Annotated in this window: 20 protein-coding genes and 2 tRNA genes; 13 read left to right on the forward strand and 9 right to left on the reverse strand. The window is 56.4% G+C overall.

The window, feature by feature from the left end; genetic code table 11:
* Positions 1-17: 17 nt before the first annotated feature.
* Positions 18-94 (forward strand) — tRNA-Asp (locus ACVKSX_RS14630).
* A 7-nt stretch (positions 95-101) separates the two neighbouring features.
* A tRNA-Trp gene (locus ACVKSX_RS14635) sits at positions 102-177 on the forward strand.
* A gap of 117 nt (positions 178-294) precedes the next feature.
* Here ACVKSX_RS14635 and hdfR read toward each other — a convergent pair.
* Positions 295-1128: an HTH-type transcriptional regulator HdfR gene (hdfR, locus tag ACVKSX_RS14640; RefSeq protein ID WP_010253571.1), complete on the reverse strand. Its 834-nt coding sequence runs from the start codon at positions 1126-1128 to the stop codon at positions 295-297.
* A 120-nt stretch (positions 1129-1248) separates the two neighbouring features.
* Between hdfR and ACVKSX_RS14645 the strand changes: the two genes are divergently transcribed.
* Positions 1249-1587: a DUF413 domain-containing protein gene (locus ACVKSX_RS14645; RefSeq protein ID WP_010253568.1), complete on the forward strand. Its 339-nt coding sequence runs from the start codon at positions 1249-1251 to the stop codon at positions 1585-1587.
* Positions 1588-1612: 25 nt separating this feature from the next.
* Here the strand turns inward: ACVKSX_RS14645 and ACVKSX_RS14650 are convergent, their stop codons facing one another.
* Positions 1613-3133, reverse strand: a complete 1521-nt coding sequence (locus ACVKSX_RS14650) for a YifB family Mg chelatase-like AAA ATPase (RefSeq protein WP_354439651.1) — start codon at positions 3131-3133, stop codon at positions 1613-1615.
* Between the two features lie 330 nt (positions 3134-3463).
* On the opposite strand from ACVKSX_RS14650, the gene ilvL reads away from it, so the two are divergent.
* From ilvL to ilvA, 6 genes are all read left to right on the forward strand, one after another.
* The gene (gene ilvL, locus ACVKSX_RS14655) at positions 3464-3562 is read left to right on the forward strand and encodes an ilv operon leader peptide (RefSeq protein WP_072101316.1); all 99 of its coding nucleotides are present in this window, start codon (positions 3464-3466) and stop codon (positions 3560-3562) included.
* A gap of 150 nt (positions 3563-3712) precedes the next feature.
* Positions 3713-5359, forward strand: coding sequence for an acetolactate synthase 2 catalytic subunit (gene ilvG / locus ACVKSX_RS14660; protein ID WP_031593764.1), 1647 nt, complete (start codon positions 3713-3715; stop codon positions 5357-5359).
* Entirely contained in the window at positions 5356-5613 is a 258-nt protein-coding gene (ilvM, locus tag ACVKSX_RS14665) for an acetolactate synthase 2 small subunit (RefSeq protein WP_008926359.1), read from the forward strand. Before ilvG ends, ilvM begins: the two co-directional genes overlap by 4 nt.
* Positions 5614-5631: 18 nt before the next feature.
* Positions 5632-6561 (forward strand): branched-chain amino acid transaminase, encoded by a 930-nt coding sequence (locus tag ACVKSX_RS14670; protein ID WP_010253558.1) that lies wholly within the window; start codon positions 5632-5634, stop codon positions 6559-6561.
* Positions 6562-6623: 62 nt separating this feature from the next.
* On the forward strand, positions 6624-8474 hold the full coding sequence (gene ilvD / locus ACVKSX_RS14675) for a dihydroxy-acid dehydratase (protein WP_010253556.1): 1851 nt from the start codon (positions 6624-6626) through the stop codon (positions 8472-8474).
* Positions 8475-8476: 2 nt separating this feature from the next.
* Entirely contained in the window at positions 8477-10024 is a 1548-nt protein-coding gene (ilvA, locus tag ACVKSX_RS14680) for a threonine ammonia-lyase, biosynthetic (protein ID WP_323169702.1), read from the forward strand.
* Here the strand turns inward: ilvA and ilvY are convergent, their stop codons facing one another.
* Complete coding sequence (ilvY, locus tag ACVKSX_RS14685; RefSeq protein WP_008926355.1) at positions 10025-10906, reverse strand: HTH-type transcriptional activator IlvY; 882 nt, start codon at positions 10904-10906, stop codon at positions 10025-10027.
* 162 nt (positions 10907-11068) lie between these two features.
* Between ilvY and ilvC the strand changes: the two genes are divergently transcribed.
* On the forward strand, positions 11069-12544 hold the full coding sequence (gene ilvC, locus ACVKSX_RS14690; RefSeq protein WP_010253551.1) for a ketol-acid reductoisomerase: 1476 nt from the start codon (positions 11069-11071) through the stop codon (positions 12542-12544).
* Positions 12545-13138: 594 nt separating this feature from the next.
* On the opposite strand, the gene ACVKSX_RS14695 is transcribed toward ilvC, so the two are convergent.
* From ACVKSX_RS14695 to ACVKSX_RS14705, 3 genes are all read right to left on the reverse strand, one after another.
* Positions 13139-14470 carry an MFS transporter gene (locus tag ACVKSX_RS14695; protein WP_010671462.1) on the reverse strand — a complete coding sequence of 444 codons (1332 nt, stop codon included), beginning with the start codon at positions 14468-14470 and terminating at the stop codon, positions 13139-13141.
* A 272-nt stretch (positions 14471-14742) separates the two neighbouring features.
* Positions 14743-15762, reverse strand: coding sequence for an inner membrane protein YhjD (gene yhjD / locus ACVKSX_RS14700; protein WP_010671463.1), 1020 nt, complete (start codon positions 15760-15762; stop codon positions 14743-14745).
* A gap of 45 nt (positions 15763-15807) precedes the next feature.
* Positions 15808-16707, reverse strand: coding sequence for a LysR family transcriptional regulator (locus ACVKSX_RS14705; protein WP_010253546.1), 900 nt, complete (start codon positions 16705-16707; stop codon positions 15808-15810).
* 115 nt (positions 16708-16822) lie between these two features.
* Between ACVKSX_RS14705 and ACVKSX_RS14710 the strand changes: the two genes are divergently transcribed.
* Complete coding sequence (locus ACVKSX_RS14710; protein WP_122457489.1) at positions 16823-17581, forward strand: SDR family NAD(P)-dependent oxidoreductase; 759 nt, start codon at positions 16823-16825, stop codon at positions 17579-17581.
* A gap of 47 nt (positions 17582-17628) precedes the next feature.
* Here the strand turns inward: ACVKSX_RS14710 and ACVKSX_RS14715 are convergent, their stop codons facing one another.
* The gene (locus ACVKSX_RS14715; RefSeq protein ID WP_010253539.1) at positions 17629-18477 is read right to left on the reverse strand and encodes a PhzF family phenazine biosynthesis protein; all 849 of its coding nucleotides are present in this window, start codon (positions 18475-18477) and stop codon (positions 17629-17631) included.
* A gap of 107 nt (positions 18478-18584) precedes the next feature.
* Between ACVKSX_RS14715 and ACVKSX_RS14720 the strand changes: the two genes are divergently transcribed.
* Positions 18585-19208 (forward strand): glutathione S-transferase family protein, encoded by a 624-nt coding sequence (locus ACVKSX_RS14720; protein ID WP_010253536.1) that lies wholly within the window; start codon positions 18585-18587, stop codon positions 19206-19208.
* On the opposite strand, the gene ACVKSX_RS14725 is transcribed toward ACVKSX_RS14720, so the two are convergent.
* Positions 19175-20662: an aminotransferase-like domain-containing protein gene (locus tag ACVKSX_RS14725; RefSeq protein WP_022623956.1), complete on the reverse strand. Its 1488-nt coding sequence runs from the start codon at positions 20660-20662 to the stop codon at positions 19175-19177. The genes ACVKSX_RS14720 and ACVKSX_RS14725 overlap by 34 nt on opposite strands.
* A 134-nt stretch (positions 20663-20796) precedes the next feature.
* On the opposite strand from ACVKSX_RS14725, the gene ACVKSX_RS14730 reads away from it, so the two are divergent.
* Positions 20797-21384: a LysE family translocator gene (locus ACVKSX_RS14730; protein ID WP_010671467.1), complete on the forward strand. Its 588-nt coding sequence runs from the start codon at positions 20797-20799 to the stop codon at positions 21382-21384.
* Here ACVKSX_RS14730 and ACVKSX_RS14735 read toward each other — a convergent pair.
* Positions 21381-23765: a phosphoketolase family protein gene (locus ACVKSX_RS14735; protein ID WP_354439656.1), complete on the reverse strand. Its 2385-nt coding sequence runs from the start codon at positions 23763-23765 to the stop codon at positions 21381-21383. The two genes, ACVKSX_RS14730 and ACVKSX_RS14735, sit on opposite strands and share 4 nt — an antisense overlap.
* Between the last annotated feature and the right edge of the window lie 119 nt (positions 23766-23884).

Consider the following 23884-nt stretch of genomic DNA (forward strand, 5'->3'; position numbering starts at 1 on the left):
GCTGTGAAAGAATCGGTGGAGCGGTAGTTCAGTTGGTTAGAATACCTGCCTGTCACGCAGGGGGTCGCGGGTTCGAGCCCCGTCCGTTCCGCCACCCTATTAGGGGCGTAGTTCAATTGGTAGAGCACCGGTCTCCAAAACCGGGTGTTGGGGGTTCGAGTCCCTCCGCCCCTGCCAGAAAACGATCCTTTGCTTCGGCAAAGGATTTTTTTTGCCTTTAAAAAAGCAAAAAAGAAAAACCAGCTAAATCTAACTGGCCTCTGATCTTCTCTGCTTACTGTCCTGCCTGCAAATTCAGCTATTTTGCCTGACCAGAATCGGGAATTTAAGCAACTGACGGATATGTGCCTGCTGATCGCTGTTCTGCAACCAGACAGCATAGAGCGGACGAACGGCGACGGGCGTATCCGGAATCACCATCAACTCACTGTACACACTCTGCCAGAAGTCCGGCAGAAATGCGCACGCTCCGGTGGTATGCAGCAGTTCACGGGTGACATGTGCCGACGTGGTGGTCAGTACCGGTACATCATCAGCCCCGGAGAGATAGCTCTGATGCTGATGAAAATCTGCTCCCCATTCCAGCTTGATATAATCATATTTTTCACGCTTCTCGCTCTGCCGGGCGCAGAAAAGCGCCAGTGAAATATGACCAATCTGCTGACTGGTTAACTCATCCATCTTAGGTGCTTCAGTGGTGATCAACAGATCCAGCTGGCGCTCATGGAGTTGCTTAACCAGCAGATGTCGTTGTGCCACGCGCGCTTCTAAGTGCAGGCTCTCCCGATTCTCGTAGAGCGTCTGTAGCCATGGCGTCAGATAAGCCTCCCATAGTGATGCACTGGCACCTATTGAAAGCTCATGGTGCTGCTGAGTGTGAGAAACCTCCTTCTTCGCCATCATCCAGGTGCTCATCAGGCTTTCAGCATAGGGGAGCAGTCGCTCTCCGGCCGCCGTCAGACGTATGTTATTGCGATGCCGTGTAAAAAGGTTAACGCCAAGCTGATTCTCTAACTGACGGATGCGAAAACTGACAGCAGATTGCGTGAGGTAAAGTGCTTCTGCAGCACGCCCGAAATGGCGAGTTCTGCTCACTTCCAGGAAAGTTTTCAGTAATTCCGTATCCACAGCGTTCTCCCAAAAAATGTTTGTCGTATAGATTTAAATGTTTTGTTTTACACTCTGTCAAGCCTATCTAATACTCCGCGCCATTAACAGCACGGCATTAGAAAATCAGGAGCGTGTAACATGGCGGAAAGCTTCTCAACAGAGAATCGTTTCTTTGATAACAAACATTACCCGCGTGGTTTCTCACGCCACGGTGACTTTACTATTAAAGAAGCTCAGCTTCTTGAACGCCACGGTTTTGCCTTTAATGAGCTGGATTTATCAAAGCGTGAGCCTGCAACCGAAGAAGAACGTTTGTTTATTGAAGTGTGTCGTGGCGTGCGTGAGCCGCAAACGGAAGCTGAACGTGTATGGTCTAAGTATATGACCCGCATTAAGCGTCCTAAACGTTTTCATACGCTGTCTGGCGGTAAACCGCAGATGGACACCGTTGAAGACTTCACCGACAGCGACGATTAACAGAGAAGGGGCGAAAGCCCCTTTTTTATTGCAGGCTGTTATGCAGATGGATCATTAATCGATCTATCGTGCGATAGCTGACCGCTTCCTGCAGATGATGCCGGGTGATGTCTGTTTCCCCAGCCAGATCGGCCAGGGTACGCGCCACTTTTAAAATCCGCTGCCATGCCCGTACAGATAAACCCAGTTTCTCCAGCACTGACTCCAGCCACTCCGCATCCTCTTTAGCCGGCTGACACCAGCGCATAATCTCTGCATTGTTTAAATGCGCATTTATTTTTCCTGCACGAGCCAACTGAATGTCACGCGCTGCGACCACACGATGACGAACCTGCTCAGATGCTTCCGCCCTGGGGCGCTGACCGCTGAGCATGCCGCTGGGAAGTAGCGGCACCTCCAGCGAAAGATCAAAACGATCAAGAAAAGGGCCGGATAGCTTACTGAGATAACGCAGCACCTGCTGCGGTGAGCAGCGGTTATGCTGTCCCTGATAGTGTCCGGTTGGACTTGGATTCATTGCAGCAATCAGCTGAAACCGTGCCGGATAGGTAACTTTCGCCCGGGCGCGTGAAATAGCAATGACGCCCGACTCTAATGGTTCGCGCAGGGAGTCCAGCACCTTGCGATCAAATTCCGGTAATTCATCCAGAAACAGCACGCCGTTATGCGCCAGTGAGATCTCACCGGGCCGTGGCAGTGAGCCGCCGCCAATCAGAGCATAGAGAGAGGCGCTGTGGTGAGGTGATCTGAAAGGCCGGGTGCGCCACTGTCGATGCAGGGTATTGCTGTTCACCAGGCTGGCGATTGCCGCGCACTCCAGTGCTTCCTGATCGCTTAAAGAGGGCATGATGCCGGGCAACCGGGTAGCGAGCATGGTTTTACCGGTGCCAGGGGGCCCGATCAGCAACAGGTTGTGCCCGCCAGCCGCAGTGATCTCCAGTGCTCTGCGTCCCTGTTCCTGACCAATGATATCAGCGAGATCGTCAGCAGGTGCATCGCCCTGATGCTCAGGATATTGGGCTGTCGGTAATGTGAGTTCATTGCGCAGAAAGGCGCACACTTCGCTGAGGTGAGAGGCAACCAGCGACGAGCCCTGACGGATTAGCCCGGCATCACACTGATTCTCAGCGGAGAGGACCAGCTGTCGTCCAGCCTGAATGGCTACCATGGCCGCTGGAATCGCGCCCTGTACACCGCACAGTGCACCGTCGAGTGCCAGCTCACCCAGAAACTCATAGTGCGTCAGCTTGTCGGCAGGAAGCTGCTCAGAGGCCACCAGAATGGCAATCGCCATGGGTAAGTCATACCGCCCGCCCTCTTTGGGTAAATCTGCGGGTGCCAGATTGATGGTGACGCGTTTTGCCGGGAAGGCAAAACTGCTGTTGATAATGGCGCTGCGTACCCGCTCACGCGCCTCTTTCACCGTGGTTTCAGGCAGCCCCACCAGCGTTAACGCAGGCAGTCCGTTACTGATGTGTGCCTCGATGGTCACCAGCGGGGCTTCCACTCCCAGCGCTGCCCGGGTCAGAACTTTTGACAATGACATACTCGCTCCTTGTTACCGTCAGTCTGGTGACAGCATCAAAGGAAAGCCAGGGCATCATCAGCACTATTCGGGTCATTGCACAACCTATCAGAAGTTTTTTCACAACCTGTTAAAACGCTGCGTGTCTGCGCGCAAATTCACCAAAAAATTATTACGTCAGTAAAGTGATGAATAATTATCATCATGTAATTATTTCTTGTATTACAAATTGATAGGCCGCGATTTAGCGCCAGGCGCTAAAAAAACTCTGTAAAAAAAGTTGTGTCATGCCCCCTGACTATGATAACTCTGTAGGCATTACTTCGAACAAGCGAAAGAATTGAACAACACATGAAAGCCCTTCTACAAGTGATTAGCCTGGTCGTGATTAGCGTGGTGGTGGTTATTAACCTACCGTGCGGGGCAACGCTTGGAGAAAGAAAGGCTTAAAAATCAAGCCTCGAATCCGAAAAAACCCCCGCACCGAAAGGTCCGGGGGTTTTTTTTCGACCAGAGGAAATATCAGTAAATCCACAAGGAACAAACAATGAACAGTAGCATAAAATTCTGTTGTTCCGGTCAGGACACAGGAGAATAGCGATGACAGGTGCACAGTGGGTAGTTCAGGCTTTACGCGCGCAGGGTGTTGATACCGTATTCGGTTACCCTGGCGGCGCAATCATGCCGGTATACGACGCGCTCTACGACGGCGGCGTGGAACACCTACTGTGTCGTCACGAGCAGGGCGCTGTGATGGCGGCGATCGGTTATGCGCGCTCAACCGGCAAAACCGGCGTCTGTATCGCCACCTCTGGCCCTGGCGCGACCAACCTGATTACCGGCCTGGCAGATGCCATGATGGATTCGGTTCCGGTGGTTGCCGTAACGGGTCAGGTCTCTTCCGCTTTTATTGGTACCGACGCCTTTCAGGAAATCGACGTACTGGGCTTATCGCTGGCCTGCACCAAACACAGCTTCCTGGTTGAATCGCTGGATGAGCTGCCCGCCATCATGGCAGAAGCCTTTGCGCTGGCGCAGTCAGGCCGTCCGGGTCCGGTACTGGTGGACATTCCTAAAGATATTCAGATTGCGCAGGGAGAACCTGCCCCGCATCTGGTTCCGGTAGAAGAGGGAAGCGCGCTGCCGCATCAGGCGATTCAGGAAGCACGCGCACTGATGGCGCAGGCCAGAAAACCAATGCTCTATGTTGGTGGAGGCGTTGGCCTGGCACAGGCTGTTCCGGCACTGCGCGCGCTGGCAGAAGAGACCGGCATCCCGGCAGTGGCCACCTTAAAGGGGCTGGGCAGCGTAAACCCCCACAGCGAGGTGTATCTCGGCATGCTGGGGATGCACGGTACTAAAGCCGCCAACCTGGCGGTGCAGAGTTGTGACTTACTGATCGCGGTCGGTGCCCGTTTCGATGACCGCGTGACCGGCAAGCTGGACACCTTTGCCCCCCATGCCAGCGTGATTCATCTCGATATCGATCCCGCTGAGTTAAACAAATTACGTCGTGCACACGTCTCTCTGCAGGGTGATCTCAACGAACTGCTGCCCGCCCTGAGTCAGCCTCTGCATATCAACGCCTGGCGCGATGAGATGAAAGCGCTTAAGGCCAGTCACCCATGGCGCTACGACCATCCGGGCGAAGCGATCTATGCACCGCTGTTGCTGAAGCAGCTTTCCGATCGCAAACCGGCCAATACCGTAGTGACCACCGACGTCGGTCAGCACCAGATGTGGACGGCGCAACACATGGCATTCAGCGCGCCGGAGAACTTCATCACCTCCAGCGGCTTAGGCACCATGGGCTTTGGTTTACCCGCCGCCATCGGTGCGCAGGTTGCACGCCCGGAAGATACGGTTATCTGTGTCTCGGGCGATGGCTCCATCATGATGAACATCCAGGAGCTGGGCACCATCAAGCGCGGCAAACTGCCGGTCAAAATCGTACTGCTGGATAACCAGCGTCTGGGCATGGTGCGTCAGTGGCAGCAGCTGTTTTTCGATGGCCGCTACAGTGAAACCAATCTGTCCGACAACCCCGACTTCCTCACGCTGGCCAGCGCTTTCAATATTCCCGGCCAGCGCATTACCCGTAAAGATCAGGTCGACGCCGCCCTTGATGCTCTGCTGAACAGCGAAGGTCCTTACTTCCTGCATGTTGCAATTGATGAGCATGAAAACGTCTGGCCACTGGTACCGCCGGGTGCCAGCAATGCAAACATGATGGAGAAAACTGTATGAACCAGCATCAATTGTCTATCGAAGCCCGTTTCCGCCCTGAAATATTGGAGCGCATTTTACGCGTAGTGCGTCACCGCGGTTTTCAGGTCTGTTCTATGAACATGGCCTCAGTCGCCAACGCAGAAAACATTAATATTGAAATGACCGTTGCCAGTCAGCGTTCCGTCGATTTACTGTCTTCGCAGTTAAGCAAATTGATCGACGTTGCATGCGTTCAGATTCAACAACAGACAACACAACAAATCCGCGCTTAGCCGCGAGAGGGAATAACAATGAGCACGAAGAAAGCAGACTTTATTTGGTTCAATGGTGAGATGGTTAAGTGGGAAGAGGCGAAGGTCAGCGTCATGTCCCACGCGTTGCACTACGGTACGTCGGTATTTGAAGGCGTGCGCTGCTACGACTCTCACAAAGGACCGGTTGTGTTCCGCCATCGCGAACACATGCAACGTCTGCACGACTCCGCCAAAATCTATCGCTTCCCGATTAAAAGCAGCGTTGATGAGCTGATGGAAGCGTGCCGCGAAGTCATCCGCGTGAACAAACTGAAAAGTGCTTATATCCGTCCGCTGGCCTTTGTCGGCGATGTGGGCCTGGGCGTGAACCCGCCAGATGGTTTCACCACCGATGTGATCATTGCGGCGTTCCCGTGGGGCGCATACCTGGGCGCTGAAGCCCTGGAGAACGGCATCGATGCCATGGTCTCCTCATGGAACCGCGTAGCACCGAATACCCTGCCAACCGCCGCTAAAGCGGGCGGTAACTACCTATCTTCATTGCTGGTGGGCAGCGAAGCCCGTCGTCACGGCTATCAGGAAGGGATTGCGCTGGATACCAATGGCCTGATCTCAGAAGGTGCAGGCGAAAACCTGTTTGAAGTTAAAGATGGCGTGCTCTTTACCCCGCCATTTACCTCTTCAGCACTGCCGGGCATCACCCGCGATGCCATCATCACGCTGGCGCGTGATATGGGCATTGAAGTGCGTGAGCAGACCCTGTCGCGTGAATCTCTCTATCTGGCTGACGAAGTCTTTATGTCTGGCACCGCGGCAGAAATTACACCGGTGCGCAGCGTTGACCGCATTCAGGTTGGCGAAGGCAAACGTGGCCCGGTGACCAAACGCATCCAGGAGGCCTTCTTTGGCCTGTTCACCGGCGAAACCGAAGACAAATGGGGCTGGTTAGATCCGGTTAACCCATAATCAGATACAGCGCGGGCGTCATCTGACGTCCGCGAGCTTATTCTTACTGGAGTAAATAGAGTATGCCTAAGTACCGTTCCGCCACCACCACCCACGGCCGCAATATGGCGGGTGCCCGTGCCTTATGGCGCGCGACAGGAATGACCGACGACGATTTCGGCAAGCCGATTATCGCTGTGGTTAACTCATTCACCCAATTTGTGCCGGGCCACGTTCACCTGCGTGATCTTGGTAAACTTGTCGCCGAGCAGATCGAAGCGGCAGGCGGTGTGGCTAAAGAGTTCAACACCATTGCGGTGGATGACGGTATTGCCATGGGTCATGGCGGCATGCTGTATTCACTGCCGTCGCGTGAGCTGATTGCTGACTCGGTCGAGTACATGGTCAACGCCCACTGTGCCGATGCCATGGTCTGCATCTCTAACTGCGACAAAATCACCCCGGGTATGCTGATGGCGTCATTGCGCCTCAATATTCCGGTGATCTTCGTTTCAGGCGGACCGATGGAAGCGGGTAAAACCAAGCTTTCTGACCAGATCATCAAGCTGGATCTGGTGGATGCGATGATTCAGGGTGCCAACCCGAACGTCAGCGATGCCGACAGCGAGCAGATCGAACGCTCTGCCTGTCCGACCTGCGGCTCCTGCTCCGGTATGTTCACCGCCAACTCGATGAACTGCCTTACTGAAGCACTCGGTCTGTCGCAGCCTGGCAACGGTTCACTGCTGGCTACGCACGCCGATCGCAAAGAGCTGTTCATCAATGCCGGTAAGCGCATCGTAAGCCTGACCAAGCGCTATTACGAGCAGGATGATGTCAACATGCTGCCGCGTAACATCGCGAACAAGGCCGCTTTTGAGAACGCCATGATGCTGGATATCGCCATGGGTGGCTCCACCAACACCGTGCTCCACCTGCTGGCAGCCGCACAGGAAGGCGATATCGACTTTAATATCTCCGACATCGATCGCCTGTCACGCAAAGTGCCTCAGCTCTGTAAAGTGGCGCCAAGTACCCCGAAATACCACATGGAAGATGTGCATCGCGCGGGTGGCGTCTTCGCCATTCTCGGCGAGCTGGATCGTGCCGGCCTGTTCGACAGCAGCGCCCGTAATATCCTGCAGCAGACCATGCGTGAAACGCTGGATCAGTACGACATCATGCTGACCAAAGATCAGGCGGTAAAAGATATGTTCCGCGCGGGTCCGGCGGGTATTCGTACCACTCAGGCGTTCTCACAGAACTGCCGCTGGGACACGCTGGATGATGACCGTGCCGAAGGCTGTATCCGTACCCGTGAAAATGCTTACTCGCAGGATGGCGGTCTGGCCGTGCTCTACGGCAACATCGCGGAAGATGGCTGTATCGTAAAAACTGCGGGCGTAGACAAAGAGATCCTGACCTTCACCGGTCCGGCCAAAGTCTATGAAAGCCAGGATGACGCCGTTGAAGCGATTCTGGGCGGCAAAGTTGTCGCGGGCGATGTGGTCGTCATTCGCTACGAAGGACCAAAAGGCGGGCCAGGCATGCAGGAGATGCTCTATCCGACCACTTATCTGAAATCGATGGGGCTGGGCAAAAGCTGCGCGCTGATCACCGATGGCCGTTTCTCTGGCGGTACGTCGGGCCTCTCTATTGGTCACGCCTCGCCTGAAGCAGCCAACGGCGGCACCATTGCGCTGGTCAAAGATGGCGATACCATCGAAATCGATATCCCTAACCGCGGTATCAAGCTCGCCGTACCGGATAACGAACTGCACGCCCGTCGTGAAGAGCAGCAGGCACGTGGCGATGCGGCGTATACGCCGGTCAATCGTCAGCGTGAAGTCTCCTTTGCGCTGCGTGCCTACGCATTACTCGCGACCAGTGCTGACAAAGGCGCCGTCCGCGATAAGAGCAAGCTGGGAGGCTAACGATGGCCGAGTCTCAACCGCTACCCGAGGCGCCTTGTGGCGCTGAGTATTTGCGCGCAGTGTTGCGTTCACCGGTGTATGAAGTGGCACAGGTGACGCCGCTGCAGGTTATGGAAAAAATCTCATCGCGTCTCGGCAACACCATTCTGGTGAAGCGGGAAGATCGCCAGCCGGTGCACAGTTTCAAGGTGCGCGGTGCCTACGCGATGATTGCCGGTCTGAACGAAGAGCAGAAAGCGCGCGGCGTGGTAACGGCGTCAGCCGGTAACCATGCGCAGGGCGTGGCGCTCTCCGCCACTAAGCTGGGCATCAAGTCACTGATTGTGATGCCGCTGGCGACGGCAGACATCAAGGTTGATGCGGTGCGCGCATTTGGCGGTGAGGCTTTCCTGTTCGGGGCCAACTTTGACGAGGCGAAAGCCAAAGCGATAGAACTCTCTGAACAGCGCGGTTACACCTTCGTACCGCCGTTTGACCATCCGGCCGTCATTGCCGGACAGGGCACGCTGGCGATGGAGCTGCTGCAACAGGATGCGCATCTCGACCGGGTCTTTGTCCCGGTTGGCGGTGGAGGTCTGGCAGCCGGCGTCGCGGTGCTGATCAAGCAGCTGATGCCGCAAATCAAAGTGATTGCGGTGGAGTCAGAAGATTCAGCCTGCCTGAAAGCAGCGCTGGAGGCGGGTCATCCGGTCGATCTGACGCGCGTCGGGTTGTTTGCCGAAGGGGTGGCGGTGAAACGGATTGGCACCGAAACCTTCCGGCTCTGTCAGGAATACATCGATGACATCATCACCGTCGACAGCGATGCCATTTGTGCCGCAATGAAAGATCTGTTTGAAGATGTCCGTGCTGTGGCGGAGCCCTCTGGCGCGCTGGCGCTGGCGGGCATGAAAAAGTATATCCAGCAGCACGGGATCAAAGGCGAGCGGCTGGCGCATGTGTTATCCGGGGCCAACGTCAATTTCCACGGCCTGCGCTACGTTTCTGAGCGCTGCGAGCTGGGCGAACAGCGTGAAGCGCTGCTGGCCGTAACGATTCCGGAACAGCAGGGCAGTTTCCTGCGTTTCTGCCAGACGCTGGGTGGACGGTCGATTACCGAGTTCAACTACCGCTACGCCGATGCGGACAAAGCCTGCATCTTTGTTGGCGTACGACTGACGCGCGGCGTGGAAGAGCGCAGCGAGATCATCAGCGAGCTCACCAGCGGCGGTTATCAGGTGGTCGATCTCTCGGATGATGAGATGGCGAAACTGCACGTGCGTTACATGGTGGGTGGACGTCCTTCTAAACCACTGCGTGAACGCCTCTTCAGCTTTGAATTCCCGGAGGCACCCGGCGCGTTGCTGAAATTCCTGCAAACGCTGGGCACCCACTGGAATATCTCGCTGTTTCATTACCGCAGCCACGGCACCGATTATGGCCGTGTGCTGGCCGCTTTTGAACTTGGCAGCGATGAGCCACGCTTCGAAGAGCATCTCACCGATCTGGGTTACGACTTTCATGACGAAAGCCAGAACCCGGCATTCCGCTTCTTCCTGTCAGGCAACTGATTACAGCTGGCTCCAGAAAGCACTGATCAGCGGCTCTCCGAGCCGCTTTTTTTGCACGCAGATGCCGAGTTCGAACGGCGCAACCGAGTCAATATTCTCCAGTAGCAGCACGCGGTTACGCACCGGATCCGGGCTGTTTTCCAGCACCACATCCGGTAAAAGTGCGATACCGCAGCCCAGCGCCACCATCGAAACAATCGCCTCATGCCCCGAGACCGTGGCGTAAATCACCGGATTCGGGATGCGCTGGCGGCGGAACCAGAGATCGATACGTCGCCGTGCCGGTCCCTGCACCGGCAGGATAAACGGAATTTTTGACCAGTCGGGCTGCGGCTGTGTTGCCTGAGTACGAACGGCACAGGGCAGTGCAGGCGCGATCAGCACCAGCGGGATCAGCCCCAGTGGCATAAAATCAATGCTGGCGGGCAGCGTTTCAGGACGGCCGGCAATGGCCAGATCGGCATCGCCGGAGTGCACTTTTTCCACCGCATCCGCGGCATCGCCGGTATCCAGTTTGATTTCGACCTGCGGATGTTCAGCGCGAAAGCGGTCCAGGATGGGCGGCAGATGACTGTAGGCCGCCGTCACCGAACAGAACAGGCGCAGCTCGCCGCTGAGCGACGGACCGTTAAGATCCATCACATGGCGCAGTTGCTGATACTGCAACAGCGTCTGCTGGGCAAACTGGCGCAGCCGTTCGCCCGCTTCTGTCAGCGTCACGGTGCGGTTATCGCGCAGAAACAGCGCATGGCCGACATCTTCTTCAAGCCGCTGGATCTGGCGTGACAGCGTGGAAGGGCTGACGTGCATAGCACGCGCAGTGCGCCCGAAGTGGCAGCTTTCTGCCAGATGAAGAAACAGTTTCAGATCCCGTAAATCCATGTGCGCGTCGCCTCTGGGTGGTGTTGCATTTATTGCAATGTGACGTTGTTAATATATCAATTTAAGCAACAGAATTCCTGTCATATGATGGGGTCATTCGCGGCGCTGCATGACACGCCGTTCCTGAACAAAAAAAGCAAACACAACCTTACCGGAGTACCCATGGCTAACTATTTCAACACATTGAACCTGCGCAACCAGCTGGCGCAATTAGGCAAGTGCCGTTTCATGGCGCGCGATGAATTCGCGGATGGTGCCAGTTTCCTGAAAGGCAAAAAAGTCGTTATCGTTGGCTGTGGTGCGCAGGGCCTGAATCAGGGTCTGAACATGCGTGATTCCGGTCTGGATGTGGCCTATGCACTCCGTGCTGAAGCAATTGCGGAAAAACGCCCTTCATGGCGCAAAGCGACCGATAACGGTTTCAAAGTGGGCACCTACGAAGAACTGATCCCGCAGGCTGACCTGGTGGTAAACCTGACGCCAGACAAGCAGCACTCCGCTGTAGTTCAGGCTGTTCAGCCGCTGATGAAAGATGGCGCTGCGCTGGGCTACTCGCACGGTTTCAACATCGTTGAAGTGGGCGAAAGCATCCGTAAAGACATCACCGTGGTGATGGTGGCACCGAAGTGTCCGGGTACAGAAGTTCGTGAAGAGTACAAACGTGGCTTTGGTGTACCGACGCTGATCGCGGTTCATCCGGAAAACGATCCAAAAGGCGAAGGCATGGCGATTGCCAAAGCCTGGGCAGCAGCAACTGGCGGCGATCGTGCTGGCGTGCTGGAGTCCTCTTTCGTTGCAGAAGTGAAATCTGACCTGATGGGTGAGCAGACTATCCTGTGCGGCATGTTGCAGGCTGGTTCACTGCTCTGCTTCGACAAGCTGGTGGCTGAAGGCACTGACCCGGCTTACGCAGAAAAACTGATCCAGTTCGGCTGGGAAACCATCACCGAATCACTGAAGTTTGGCGGCATCACACTGATGATGGATCGCCTCTCTAACCCGGCTAAACTGCGCGCTTATGCGCTGTCAGAGCAGCTGAAAACCATCATGGCACCGCTGTTCCAGAAACATATGGATGACATCATCTCCGGCGAATTCTCTTCCGGCATGATGGCGGACTGGGCTAACGATGATAAAAACCTGCTGACCTGGCGTGAAGAGACCGGCCAGACCGCGTTCGAAACCGCTTCACAGTATGAAGGCAAAATCGAAGAGCAGGAGTATTACGACAAAGGTGTGGTGATGGTTGCGATGGTTAAAGCGGGCGTTGAGCTGGCGTTTGAAACCATGGTGGACGCCGGCATCATTGAAGAGTCTGCTTACTACGAATCACTGCATGAGCTGCCGCTGATCGCGAACACCATCGCCCGTAAGCGCCTGTATGAAATGAACGTGGTGATCTCCGATACCGCCGAATATGGTAACTACCTGTTCTCCTTCGCCGCGGTGCCGCTGCTGAAAGAGTTCATGACCACGCTGCAGCCAGGCGATCTGGGTAAAGCGGTTGAAGGCACGCAGGTTGATAACGCGCAGCTGCGTGACGTTAACGAAGCGGTTCGCCAGCATCCGATTGAAACCGTTGGCCGTAAGCTGCGTGGCTACATGACCGACATGAAGCGTATCGCTGTGGCGGGCTAATTATCGTCATCACAGTTTTCAGCAAAACAAACCCCGGCTTGCCGGGGTTTTTTGTTGGTGAACAACGGCTGGACGGTTCTCTGTGAGACCGTGCCTGCACTGCTGTGAGACCGTGCCTGCCTGCTGTGAGACCGTGCCTGCACTGCTGTGAGACCGTGCCTGCACTGCTGTGAGACAGTGCAGGCACATGGAATACGGTCAGATCGGAAAGACGCAAAACCGCCATCCATGGCATGCTCGGCCCGCGCGATTACGCACCTCATCCCTGAGGTGCGCCCGTTTCCGGGCCAACGCTTTGCGTTGTTCAAAAACGCTCCCGGCGTTTTTGTCCCTGGCGCGGGACGCTTTCCTCTTCTGACCGTATTCCCTGTGCCCTTAAGCTTCTTTATTGCTGCCAGTATCAATACGCTTTTCAGCGAGGTCCGGTTTTTTCAAACAGAAAGCTAACCCGCTTAAGGCGTATGCTCCCTGAGCCTGTCGCCTGACCATAAGGCGATGTTTTGTTTAGCCCTTCAGAGCGGTTGTACTCTGTGAGCCTGCTCCATAAAAAAACCCGGCAGCCGCCGGGTTTTCACTGACCTTCATCCAGCCGGATTAAACGTCATACAGCGTCTGATTACGCGTCTCTTTACAAGCGAGCAATGCAATCAGCGTCAGCACGGCCATCGACGCCAGATAAAGTCCCACCGCCTGCAAACCATAATGCGCATTCAGCCAGGTCGCGATATAAGGCGCAACAGAGGCACCCAGAATCGATGAGAGGTTATAAGAGAACGATGCGCCGGTATAACGCACTTCGGTCGGAAACAGCTCCGGCAGCAGCGCCCCCATCGGACCAAAGGTCAGGCCCATAATGCTCAGACCCAGCAACAGAAACGCCATCACCAGCGCCTGCGATCCGGAACCGAGCATCGCCGGGAACAGGAACGAAAACGCGATAATCATCAGCGTAATGGTAATCATCGTCTTGCGGCGACCAAAACGGTCAGCCAGCAAACCGGCAATCGGCACCATCACTCCAAAGCCAATCACCGCCAGCATCAGCATCCACAACATACTATTACGCGGAATACCCAGACCGGCCGGTGCTGCCGTGGTGCCGTAGCTCATCGAATAGACGGTCATGATATAGAACAGCGTATAGGTCGCCAGCATGATAAAGGTGCCGAGAATGGTGGCAGTCAGATGCTTGCTCAGCAGCGCTGCAATGGGCACCCGAACCTGCTTCTTCTCTTTCTGTACTTTGGCAAACACCGGACTCTCATGCAGCGAAACGCGCACATACAGGCCAATCAGCACCAGCACGGCGGAGAGAATAAACGGCACGCGCCAGCCCCACTGCATAAACTGCTCGTCGGTCAGCAGCCACGAAAGCAGCAGAAAAGTGCCGTTAGCGAAGAAAAAGCCAATCGGCGCACCCAGCTGAGGGAAGGAACCGTAAAGCGCACGCTTCTTCGCCGGGGCATTTTCCGTCGCCAGCAGCGCCGCGCCACCCCATTCACCACCCAGTCCCAGTCCCTGTCCAAAACGCGCCAGCGCCAGCAGCAGCGGAGCCATCACGCCGATGGTTTCATAGCCGGGCAGCAGACCAATCACCACGGTGGAGATCCCCATGGTCAGCAGCGAGGCAACCAGCGTGGCTTTGCGACCCACGCGATCGCCAAAGTGACCAAACACGGCGGAGCCAATCGGACGCGCGATAAAGGCGATAGCAAAGGTGGCCAGCGACTGTAGCGTCGCGACCGTGGCATCACCCTGCGGGAAGAAAATGTGCGGGAAAACAATCACCGCAGCAGTGGCATAAATATAAAAGTCGAAGAACTCGATGGCCGTTCCGACCAGCGAGGCAATCACCACTTTACTGCGTGAGTTAACCGGCGTGGGATCCTGCTGTTTGTCGAGCGTGTCTGTGAGGGAGGCTTGCATAACTGTTTCTTATTTGTAAATACAGACAAAGAATCTTACGCATCTGCCAGAGCGCATTCAATGAAGAAAACCCGCGCCGCGTCTGGCTTCAGCGGGCAAAAAGAGGATAATTTCTGAGGTGCGACGAATGTCGGGTGATACCGGGGTAATCCGGACGATATCTGGCGGGATACTCTACGAAAGGGCTAAATAAAAGTGACCCCTCAGCTATTCATCCTGTTATCTGGTTAAAAAATAGCCGAGGGGTAATATTTTCCGCTGTTGTTAACGGATTACGATGATTTGTGTCGTGACGCGCTGCCCGCTTCAGGCATTTGTGGGTCGTCTTTATATTTGGCGGTGGCGATCCACGCCGCACAGAACAGCGTCAGACGGGCGAAGAAGTAGAAAAACGCCATCAGGCCGAGCACGGAACCAAAGGCCGCACCGGAAGGCGAGGTCGCCAGCTTCGGCAGCGTTAGCGTCATCACAAACTTGATCACCTCAAAACCGATTGCCGCCAGCAGCGTGCCGCGGAACAGTGCTTTCTTACGCGGCTTATGACGCGGCAGGATCCAGAAAATCCACAGGAACAGCAGATAGTTAGCCATAACGGAAATCGAGGTGGCAATAATGGTCAGGGCGGGCCGTAACCAGTCGATGCCATCCAGCCCCAGTGCGCTGACGATCATTGCCTGCGCTGAACCGGCTACCGAGGTCAGCGACAGCGTAATCACCAGCGCCAGCATCAGACCGGTCAGCGACAGGAAATCGCGAATATAACGCTTCCAGATCTTCTCTTTGTCATCCGGTTTGCGTTCCCACACGTCGCGCGACTGGGCACGAATCGCTTCGCGCAGGTTACCCATCCAGTTAAGACCGGAGTAAAGCGCCAGCAGTAAACCGGTAATACCCACGGTGGCACGCTGCTGAATGGCGGTATTTACCGTATTCTTCAGCGTGGTTGCCAGCGTCGGGTCGCTGATGCTGCTGACGATTTTGTTGATGATATCGGTCAGCAGATCCTGGTTCGATGCCAGCACAAAACCCACGGCGGCAAACGACACCATCAGAATGGGGATCAGCGATAAAAAAGAGAAATAGGTAATGGCCGCGCCAAACTGGCTGCCGAGCCGATCATTAAAGCGGTCAAGGGCGCGAATAAAATGCGCCACTGCCGGGATCGCCTGAAACCAGGCGGCAAAACGCGACACGCGCACTATCGAATGATCAACCGTCTCGTTGCCGGTTTTAATATCGATAAGTGGCTTTTGCGGCTGCGTATCCTGCGGATTTTCCTGCTTGTCTGTCATAGACCTTCACTGTCCTGTTTATCATTAAAATCAAAGTATAGCCGCTCAGGTGACGTACTCCTGTAACACCTGACTCAGCCACTCCATAAAAACCCGCACGCGACGCGCCACATTGCGCCGGTGCGGATAGAGCAGGTGGATCGGCATCGGTCTGGCGGGAAAGCGATGCAGCACTTCTACCAGCTCGCCTCTTTCCAGTAATGTCTGAATCCCGGCGGCAGGCACCTGAATAATGCCTAACCCCGCCAGACAGGCGGCGCGATAGGTTTCGGTGCTGTTCACGGTGACCACACCGCCGGTGTGAACATAGTGACACTGCCTGCCATCAAAATATTCAAAACCCGGTGAGGCCTGACCCAGTTGCTGGCTGTAATGCACCATCGCATGCTGCGACAGCTCTTCCAGCCGGATCGGCATGCCGAAACGCGAAAGGTAGCCAGGGCTGGCGCAGTTGATCAAGGTATGGGTACCAATTTTTCGCGCAATCAGGCCAGAATCTTTGAGCTCGCCGACGCGGATTACGCAGTCAAACCCTTCCCGGATCACATCCACCTGACGATCGCTGCTGCTCAGCTCAATCTCTACGCCGGGGTAGTGCTGCAAAAATTCCGGCAGCCGTGGCAGGATAAAACTGGTGGCCATGGCCACAGACATATCAATCCGGAGTTTACCGCTGAGCGAGGCAGGCTCGTGCTGGAACAGGCTGTCCATATCGTCAATCATTGACAATAAATCCAGACAGCGATCGTAATAGACCAACCCATCCTGGGTTAGTTGCACCCGGCGCGTGGTGCGATGCAGCAAACGTGTTGCCATTTGATTCTCCAGCGCCTGTATCTGCCGCGAAACGCTGCCTTTAGGGACACCTAAACTCTCTGCCGCGCGGGTAAAACTGCCCATTTCGGCCACCCGCACAAACACCTGCATTGCGTGAATTTTGTCCATGTTGTTCACCGATTGTTGTTTTTATTGAAACAGTGATGCGCATTTAACACTGTTTATAGATCAATAATTCGCGAATATCCTTAACCTGTGTTCAATTTTTCAACAGGTGCGAGAGATGAATCAGAAAGTGGCGTTAATTACCGGTGCAAACCGCGGTTTAGGCCGCAATGGCGCGTTAAAACTGGCGGCCAGGGGGACAGACATTATCCTGACTTACCGCAGCCATGCCGATGAGGCACAGACGGTGGTGAAGGAGATCGAGGCGCTGGGGCGACGTGCAGTGGCGCTGGCGCTGGACGTCGGCGAAACCGGTCAGTTCGATCGCTTTGTCGTCCAGGTGAAAGAGGCACTGCAACAGCAGTGGCAGCGGGAGCGCTTTGACTATTTAGTGAACAACGCCGGACACGGACACTACAAGCCGTTTACCGACACCACCGAGGCGGAATTTGATGCGCTGGTTAATGTGCATTTCAAAGGGCCTTACTTCCTGACCCAGAAGCTGCTGCCGCTGATCAACGACGGTGGCCGCATCCTGAATATCTCCAGCGGTCTGACCCGGCTGATCTATCCTGGCTCCTCGACCTATGCGTCAATGAAAGGGGCGATGGAGGTACTGACGCGCTATCAGGCGAAGGAGCTGGGCGAACGGCGCATTCGCGTCAATATCCTGGCACCTGGCGCGATAGAGACCGACTTTGGCGGTGGCCGGGTACGCGATACCCCAGAGATTAACCATCAGATTGCCGGGCTCACGGCGCTGGGCCGGGTCGGACTGCCGGATGATATCGGCGACGCCATCAGCGCGATCCTCAGTGACGAAACCGGCTGGATCACCGCTCAGCGTATTGAAGCCTCAGGCGGGCAGGGGATTTAACCGCTGGCGGCGTCGCGGAAAGCACCCCGCGACGTCGCCGCCGCCTTTTACAGCGTAATGGTGCCATCGATGACGGTAACGGTATTACCGCCAATCCAGATGGTTTCACCATTAAAGGTTACGTTCACCCGACCGGCACGCTGCAGGGCAGTACCCTGACGCACGCGATAGGAGGTGGTATGGCCTGCGGCTGCAAAGTAACGCGCCAGACAGGCGTTGGCGCTGCCGGTCACCGGATCTTCGGTCAGGCTGCCATTTTCCACCAGCAGGCCACGCACTTCATACTGTTCATGCTCGCCCGAGGGCAAACGGCCAAAAGGCATCACGCCCGAGACACCCGCATGTTTAATCAGGCGCTGCAAATCGCTGACATTGGGCTGCAGCGCCAGCACGGCCTCGGCGCTGACCATCGGCACCAGCAGCCAGCGGATACCCATATCCACCACGGTCGGGCTTTGCGTCAGATCGAATGCATCGCTGTTTAAGGCGTTACCCATCAGCGCATCCTGCCATGGCATCAGGGTGGCAGCTGGCGCGGCAAAGGCCAGTCCGCCCGTCTCATTAATCTTCACCGTCACGTTACCGACGCCGCACTCCTGCACGATTTCACCCGGCGTACGGGTTGGCCAGCCCGCCTCCAGCAGCGCGTGTGCGGTGCCCAGCGTCGGGTGACCGGCAAACGGCAGTTCGCCTTCAACGGTAAAAATACGCACCCGGTAGTCCGCCTCTTCATGTTGTGGCGGCAGCACAAAGGTGGTTTCCGACAGGTTAGTCCAGCGGGCAATCGCCGCCAACTGGCTGTCGCTCAACCCCTGAGCATCCATAATCACCGCCAGCGGATTGCCATTAAAGGCTGCTGAGGTAAACACATCGACTTGCTTAAACGCGACCTTCATGGTGACTCCTTGCGATTGGGTTCAGTGCGGCCTTTTCTCTGCCGGATGATTGCTTATAACAGCTAACAGCGTTATCAATAAGTTAAAGATTTTACCGGAGACTGTGAATGCTAACGATCCTGGGACGCGCCTCCTCAATCAACGTGCGCAAAGTATTATGGCTGTGTGACGAGCTTGACCTTGATTACCAGCGCGAAGAGTGGGGCGATGGATTCCGCTCAACGCACCTGCCCGAATTTATGGCACTTAATCCCAATGCGATGGTGCCGGTACTGAAAGATGATGACTTTGTGATGTGGGAATCCAACGCCATCCTGCGCTATCTGGCGAATGCCTATGGCGGCGAGTGGCTCTATCCTCATCATCCGCAAACGCGTGCGCCTGTCGATCAGTGGATGGACTGGCAGTCCACTGAACTCAACACCTCATGGCGCTACGCATTTATGTCGCTGGTGCGAAACTCACCGGCTCATCAGGATCCACGTCTGCTGGCCGCGGCCAGCAAAGGCTGGGCACACACCATGAGCATTCTCAATCAGCAGCTGGAAAAAACCGGTCGCTACGTTGCCGGACGTAATTTCACGCTGGCAGACATTCCGATTGGTCTGGCGGTGAACCGCTGGTTTGAAACCCCGCTCGAACACCCTGATTATCCGGCGGTACGCACCTATTACGAACGCCTGACTGAACGCCACGGCTATACCGTCTGGGGCCGCAACGGTACACCCTGAGCCTCGCCGCAGGATACTCCCGCCAGTTCACAGGCGATTTCGCCCGCGCGTCTGATCGCCCAGCTGTAGCGCGCATCAAACGGATAGCAGCAGGAGAGGCGCAGTGCATGGTTGTAGCGCTCGCTCAGCGAATAGAGCGCGCCGGGCGTGACGCAAATCTGCTCCTGCAGCAGCCGATCAAACATCTCGGTGGTATTTACGCCGCCCGGTAACTCGACCCAGAAGACGAAGCCACCGCGCGGCAGCGTCGCGCGGGTGCCCTCCGGGAAGTAGCGGGCGATCAGTCCCCGCGCCTCATCCAGATTGGCCGCGTAGCGACGGCGCAGCGTGCGCAGATGGTGGTCATAACCGCCGGAAGCAAGAAACTCCGCCAGCGTTTCAGAGAGCAGGGCGGATTCTGCCATCGACGACACCGCTTTCAGTCGGGCAATCGCATCATGAAAACGGCCAGCGGCGGTCCAGCCAATACGGAAATCAGGTGCCACGGTTTTGGTGAAGCTGGTGCAGTAGATCACCCAGCCGTCGCGATCAAAGGCTTTTACCGCGGGCGAGAGCGGCCAGTCGAACTGCAACTCGTCATACAGCCCATCTTCTATCAGCGGAACGTGGTAAGTATTCACTAACTTCGCCAGCCGCTTCTTGTTCTCCAGCGACATGCCGCAGCCCAGCGGGTTCTGTGCGCTCGGCATCGCAATCAGCGCCTTAATTCGCTGCTCCTGAAGCAGCATCTCCAGCGCATCCAGCGACAGCCCATGCTGCGGATCGGTGGGGATTTCCAGCGCCTTAAGGCCCAGTGAAGCCAGCAGCGGGAAGAGGAAAAAGTAGGTTGGCGACTCCAGTCCGACGCAGTCGCCGGGCTGCGTGACCGCCCGCAGCGCCAGCTGAAGCGCCTCCATGCAGCCGTGGGTCAGGGTGATCTCATCGGCGGTGAGCGTCTGTCCGGCGTGCAGCGCCCGTCGCGCAATCTCCTCCCGTAAGCGCTCACTACCGGGCGGAAGCGCATAGCGCCCAATCATGTTCGGATGACGGCGCAGCAGTGAGGCGGTAATCCGGGCAATACGCGCCGCAGGAAACAGCTCGCTATCCTGGGGACAGGCCAGGGAAATATTGATGTAGTCGGGATGGTTCTGCGCCGCAAATACCTTATCGATCAGGTCGAGCTTGCTGCTGCTGGGGTCGCGTACCCGGGTTTTATGCTGACCATGACGGGTCACGGCGGGCAACACGCCGCGCACGTAATAGCCCGACTGGGGACGCGCCTCAATCAGCCCGCGATCTTCCAGCAACTGCCAGGCATTCAGTACCGTATTGACGCTGACCTGATGTGACTGGGCGACGCGGCGGATCGCCGGAAGACGTTTGCCGGGTTTCAGCGTGCCCTGATGGATAGCCTCAGCGAAGCTGTCTGCCAGCTGCTGATAGAGCGGCTGATCGGAAGTAGGAGCAAGGGACACAGTAGCCTCCGGATTGGATGGGTACAATTGCTGTTAACGGGAACTGTAACCATAACAATAGTGATTTTGTGTCACTGTTACCATCCCTTTTGCCGCCGTAGCATAGAACTCTGTCTGTTTTCAGGAGAGTCACCATGCTCGATCCCTCTTTCTTCAGTTACGTTACCGTCATGTCGATTACGCCAGGCCCGAACAATCTGCTGCTGGCGACCTCAGGCGTCAATTTCGGCATGCGCCGCACGCTGCCGATGGTGTTTGGCATACTGGTAGGTTGTGCGCTGCAAACGGTGATCGCCGGCGTTGCACTGGAGGTCTTACTGCACTGGATGGCGGCGATTCGCCTGCCGCTGACGCTGGCAGGCTGTGCCTATCTGTTGTGGCTCTCGTGGAAGATTTTCCGTGCGTCTGCGCCTGAAGTGCGCAGCAAGCCGCAGCCCATGACGCTGCTGGGCGGAGCCTGTTTCCAGGCGATCAATCCCAAAGCCTGGCTGATGGCGACCAATGTGGCGCTGTTGTACAGCGCCAGCAGCGGCGTGCTGACGGTGATGATCGGCTTTATGCTGCTGAACCTGCCCTGCATTCTGATCTGGGCTGCGCTGGGCGATCGCCTGCGCAGCCATCTGCAGGTTGCCTGGAAGCGTCAGTTATTCAACAGCCTGATGGCGCTGTCGCTGGTGGCGACTACCATCTGGATGCTGACCGACGCCTTGCTGGCCGCTTAATCGGGTGCACCAGGTGCTGTGGCCGACGGCCATTTCCAGTTCTGCACCTCCGGCACATCTTCACCATGTTCACGCACATAGCGATGATGTTCCGCCAGACGCTGCTGTAAATCCTCCAGTAGCTCAGGATGCGCATCGGCCAGGCCAGGCACGCGCAGAATCGCCTCCTGCGCCAGATGATAGCGGTCAAGTTCGTTCAGCACCGTCATATCAAATGGCGTGGTGGTGGTTCCCTCTTCATTAAAGCCGCGCACATGGAAGTTGCGGTGGTTGGTTCGCGAATAGGTCAGGCGATGTATCAGTGCGGGATAGCCGTGGAAGGCGAAGATCACCGGTTTATCCTGGGTAAACAGCGCGTCGAACTCCGCATCAGACTTGCCATGCGGATGCTGATCCTGCGGCTGCAGCGCCAGCAGATCGACCACGTTCACCACGCGGATACGCAGCTCGGGCAGCATACCGCGTAGCAGATCCACCGCCGCCATCGTCTCCATGGTCGGCACATCACCGGCACAGGCCATCACCACATCCGGCTCCTCATGATCTGGCGTGGTGCCCGCCCAGCGCCACTCGCCCATGCCCGCTTCACAATGGGTCACCGCACTCGCCATATCCAGCCACTGCGGCGCAGGCTGCTTGCCCGCCACAATCACATTGATGCGGTCCCAGGTGCGCAGGCAGTGATCGCCAACCCACAGCAGGGTATTGGCATCGGGCGGCAGATAGATGCGCACAATGTCCGCTTTTTTATTGGCAACGTGATCGATAAATCCCGGATCCTGATGGCTGTAGCCATTGTGATCCTGTCGCCAGACGTGCGAAGAGAGCAGATAGTTCAGCGACGAGATCGGCTTACGCCAGCCCAGTTTACGCGACACTTTCAGCCACTTGGCGTGCTGGTTAAACATCGAATCGACAATGTGGATAAAAGCTTCATAACAGTTAAACAGCCCGTGGCGGCCAGTCAGCAGATAGCCCTCAAGCCAGCCCTGACACTGATGCTCACTGAGAATTTCCATCACCCGGCCATCACGCGCCAGCTGCTCATCGTAAGGCTCTGTTCGTTCCAGCCAGGTACGGCTGGTCACGTCGAAGACCGGCGTCAGGCGGTTAGAGGTGGTTTCATCCGGGCCAAACAGGCGGAAATTATCGCGGTTGCGCTGGAACAGCACGCTGAGATAGCGGCCCAGATGCTCAGTGGCCTGCGCCATCTGTGCGCCTGGCTCGCTGACATCGCAGGCAAACTCCGCGAGTTCAGGCGCATCCAGCTCACGGCGCAACAGGCCACCATTGGCATAAGGCGAAGACCCCATGCGTTTATCACCTTCCGGTGCCAGCGCCTGCAGTTCCGGCTTTAAGCGACCCTGTTCATCAAACAGGTCGTCTGGCTGATAACTCCGCATCCACGTCTCAAGGATCTGGCGATGTCCTTCATCTTCGCGACAGGCCGCGACCGGCACCTGGTGTGCCCGCCAGAAATCTTCCACTTTCTTGCCGTCGACCGTTTTGGGGCCGGTCCAGCCTTTGGGGCTGCGCAGAATAATCATTGGCCAGCGCGGCACCCCGGTGGTGGCTTTGCCCTGGCGCGCCTCGCGCTGATAATCGGCGATTTTACTGAAGGCACTATCCAGCGCCTCCGCCATCAGCGGATGCATTTTTTCAGGCTCATGCCCGCAGACGAACAGCGGCTCATAGCCGTAGCCACTGAACAACTGGTGCAAATCTTCATCGCTGCTGCGACCCAGCAGCGTCGGGTTGGCGATTTTGTAGCCATTGAGATGCAGAATCGGCAGGACCGCGCCGTCACGTTCAGGATTCAGGAATTTAATGCCGTGCCAGCTGGAGGCCAGTGGACCGGTCTCCGCTTCGCCGTCGCCAATCACGCAGGGTACAACCAGTTCGGGATTATCGAAGGCCGCGCCAAACGCATGGGAGAGCGAATAGCCCAGTTCACCGCCTTCATTAATCGAGCCAGGCGTTTCCGGTGCCGCGTGACTGGGAATGCCCCCCGGAAAGGAGAACTGTTTGAACAGACGCTGCATGCCCGCCGCATCCTGCGTGATGTGCGGATAAATTTCGCTGTAGCTGCCCTCAAGCCAGGTATTCGCCACCATGCCGGGGCCGCCATGTCCTGGTCCGCAGATGTAGATCATATCCAGGTTTTGCTTCCGGATAACGCGGTTGAGGTGGGCATAGATAAAATTCAGGCCTGGCGTAGTGCCCCAGTGACCCAGCAGACGCGGTTTAATGTGTTCAGGCCTGAGTGGCTCACGCAACAGCGGGTTATCCATCAGGTAAATTTGTCCGACGGAGAGGTAGTTTGCGGCCCGCCAGTAGCGGTCGAGCAGCGTGAATTCCGGTGAAGCAGGGGAGTAAGACATGCAGTTTCCTCCTGATCGTGCAGCTAAAAGATGCCTTAACCCTAATAGAGAATGCCCGGATCAACCAGGTAACCGGCCAATAAAAAAGGCCCCGCAGTGCGGAGCCTTTTTATCAATGG

The sequence above is a fragment of the Pantoea sp. PvP021 genome, assembly GCF_054056055.1.

Excerpts from the sequence above, each read along its gene's own strand:
- ACVKSX_RS14730 (WP_010671467.1), top strand. The coding sequence starts at position 20,797 with ATGCTCGATCCCTCTTTCTTCAGTTACGTTACCGTCATGTCGATTACG.
- ilvM (WP_008926359.1), top strand. The coding sequence starts at position 5,356 with ATGAACCAGCATCAATTGTCTATCGAAGCCCGTTTCCGCCCTGAAATA.
- ACVKSX_RS14710 (WP_122457489.1), top strand. The coding sequence starts at position 16,823 with ATGAATCAGAAAGTGGCGTTAATTACCGGTGCAAACCGCGGTTTAGGC.
- ACVKSX_RS14735 (WP_354439656.1), bottom strand. The coding sequence starts at position 23,765 with ATGTCTTACTCCCCTGCTTCACCGGAATTCACGCTGCTCGACCGCTAC.
- ilvY (WP_008926355.1), bottom strand. The coding sequence starts at position 10,906 with ATGGATTTACGGGATCTGAAACTGTTTCTTCATCTGGCAGAAAGCTGC.
- ACVKSX_RS14645 (WP_010253568.1), top strand. The coding sequence starts at position 1,249 with ATGGCGGAAAGCTTCTCAACAGAGAATCGTTTCTTTGATAACAAACAT.
- ACVKSX_RS14705 (WP_010253546.1), bottom strand. The coding sequence starts at position 16,707 with ATGGACAAAATTCACGCAATGCAGGTGTTTGTGCGGGTGGCCGAAATG.
- ilvD (WP_010253556.1), top strand. The coding sequence starts at position 6,624 with ATGCCTAAGTACCGTTCCGCCACCACCACCCACGGCCGCAATATGGCG.
- ACVKSX_RS14670 (WP_010253558.1), top strand. The coding sequence starts at position 5,632 with ATGAGCACGAAGAAAGCAGACTTTATTTGGTTCAATGGTGAGATGGTT.
- ilvC (WP_010253551.1), top strand. The coding sequence starts at position 11,069 with ATGGCTAACTATTTCAACACATTGAACCTGCGCAACCAGCTGGCGCAA.
- ilvL (WP_072101316.1), top strand. The coding sequence starts at position 3,464 with ATGAAAGCCCTTCTACAAGTGATTAGCCTGGTCGTGATTAGCGTGGTG.
- ilvG (WP_031593764.1), top strand. The coding sequence starts at position 3,713 with ATGACAGGTGCACAGTGGGTAGTTCAGGCTTTACGCGCGCAGGGTGTT.
- ACVKSX_RS14695 (WP_010671462.1), bottom strand. The coding sequence starts at position 14,470 with ATGCAAGCCTCCCTCACAGACACGCTCGACAAACAGCAGGATCCCACG.
- ACVKSX_RS14650 (WP_354439651.1), bottom strand. The coding sequence starts at position 3,133 with ATGTCATTGTCAAAAGTTCTGACCCGGGCAGCGCTGGGAGTGGAAGCC.
- ACVKSX_RS14715 (WP_010253539.1), bottom strand. The coding sequence starts at position 18,477 with ATGAAGGTCGCGTTTAAGCAAGTCGATGTGTTTACCTCAGCAGCCTTT.
- ACVKSX_RS14720 (WP_010253536.1), top strand. The coding sequence starts at position 18,585 with ATGCTAACGATCCTGGGACGCGCCTCCTCAATCAACGTGCGCAAAGTA.
- yhjD (WP_010671463.1), bottom strand. The coding sequence starts at position 15,762 with ATGACAGACAAGCAGGAAAATCCGCAGGATACGCAGCCGCAAAAGCCA.
- ilvA (WP_323169702.1), top strand. The coding sequence starts at position 8,477 with ATGGCCGAGTCTCAACCGCTACCCGAGGCGCCTTGTGGCGCTGAGTAT.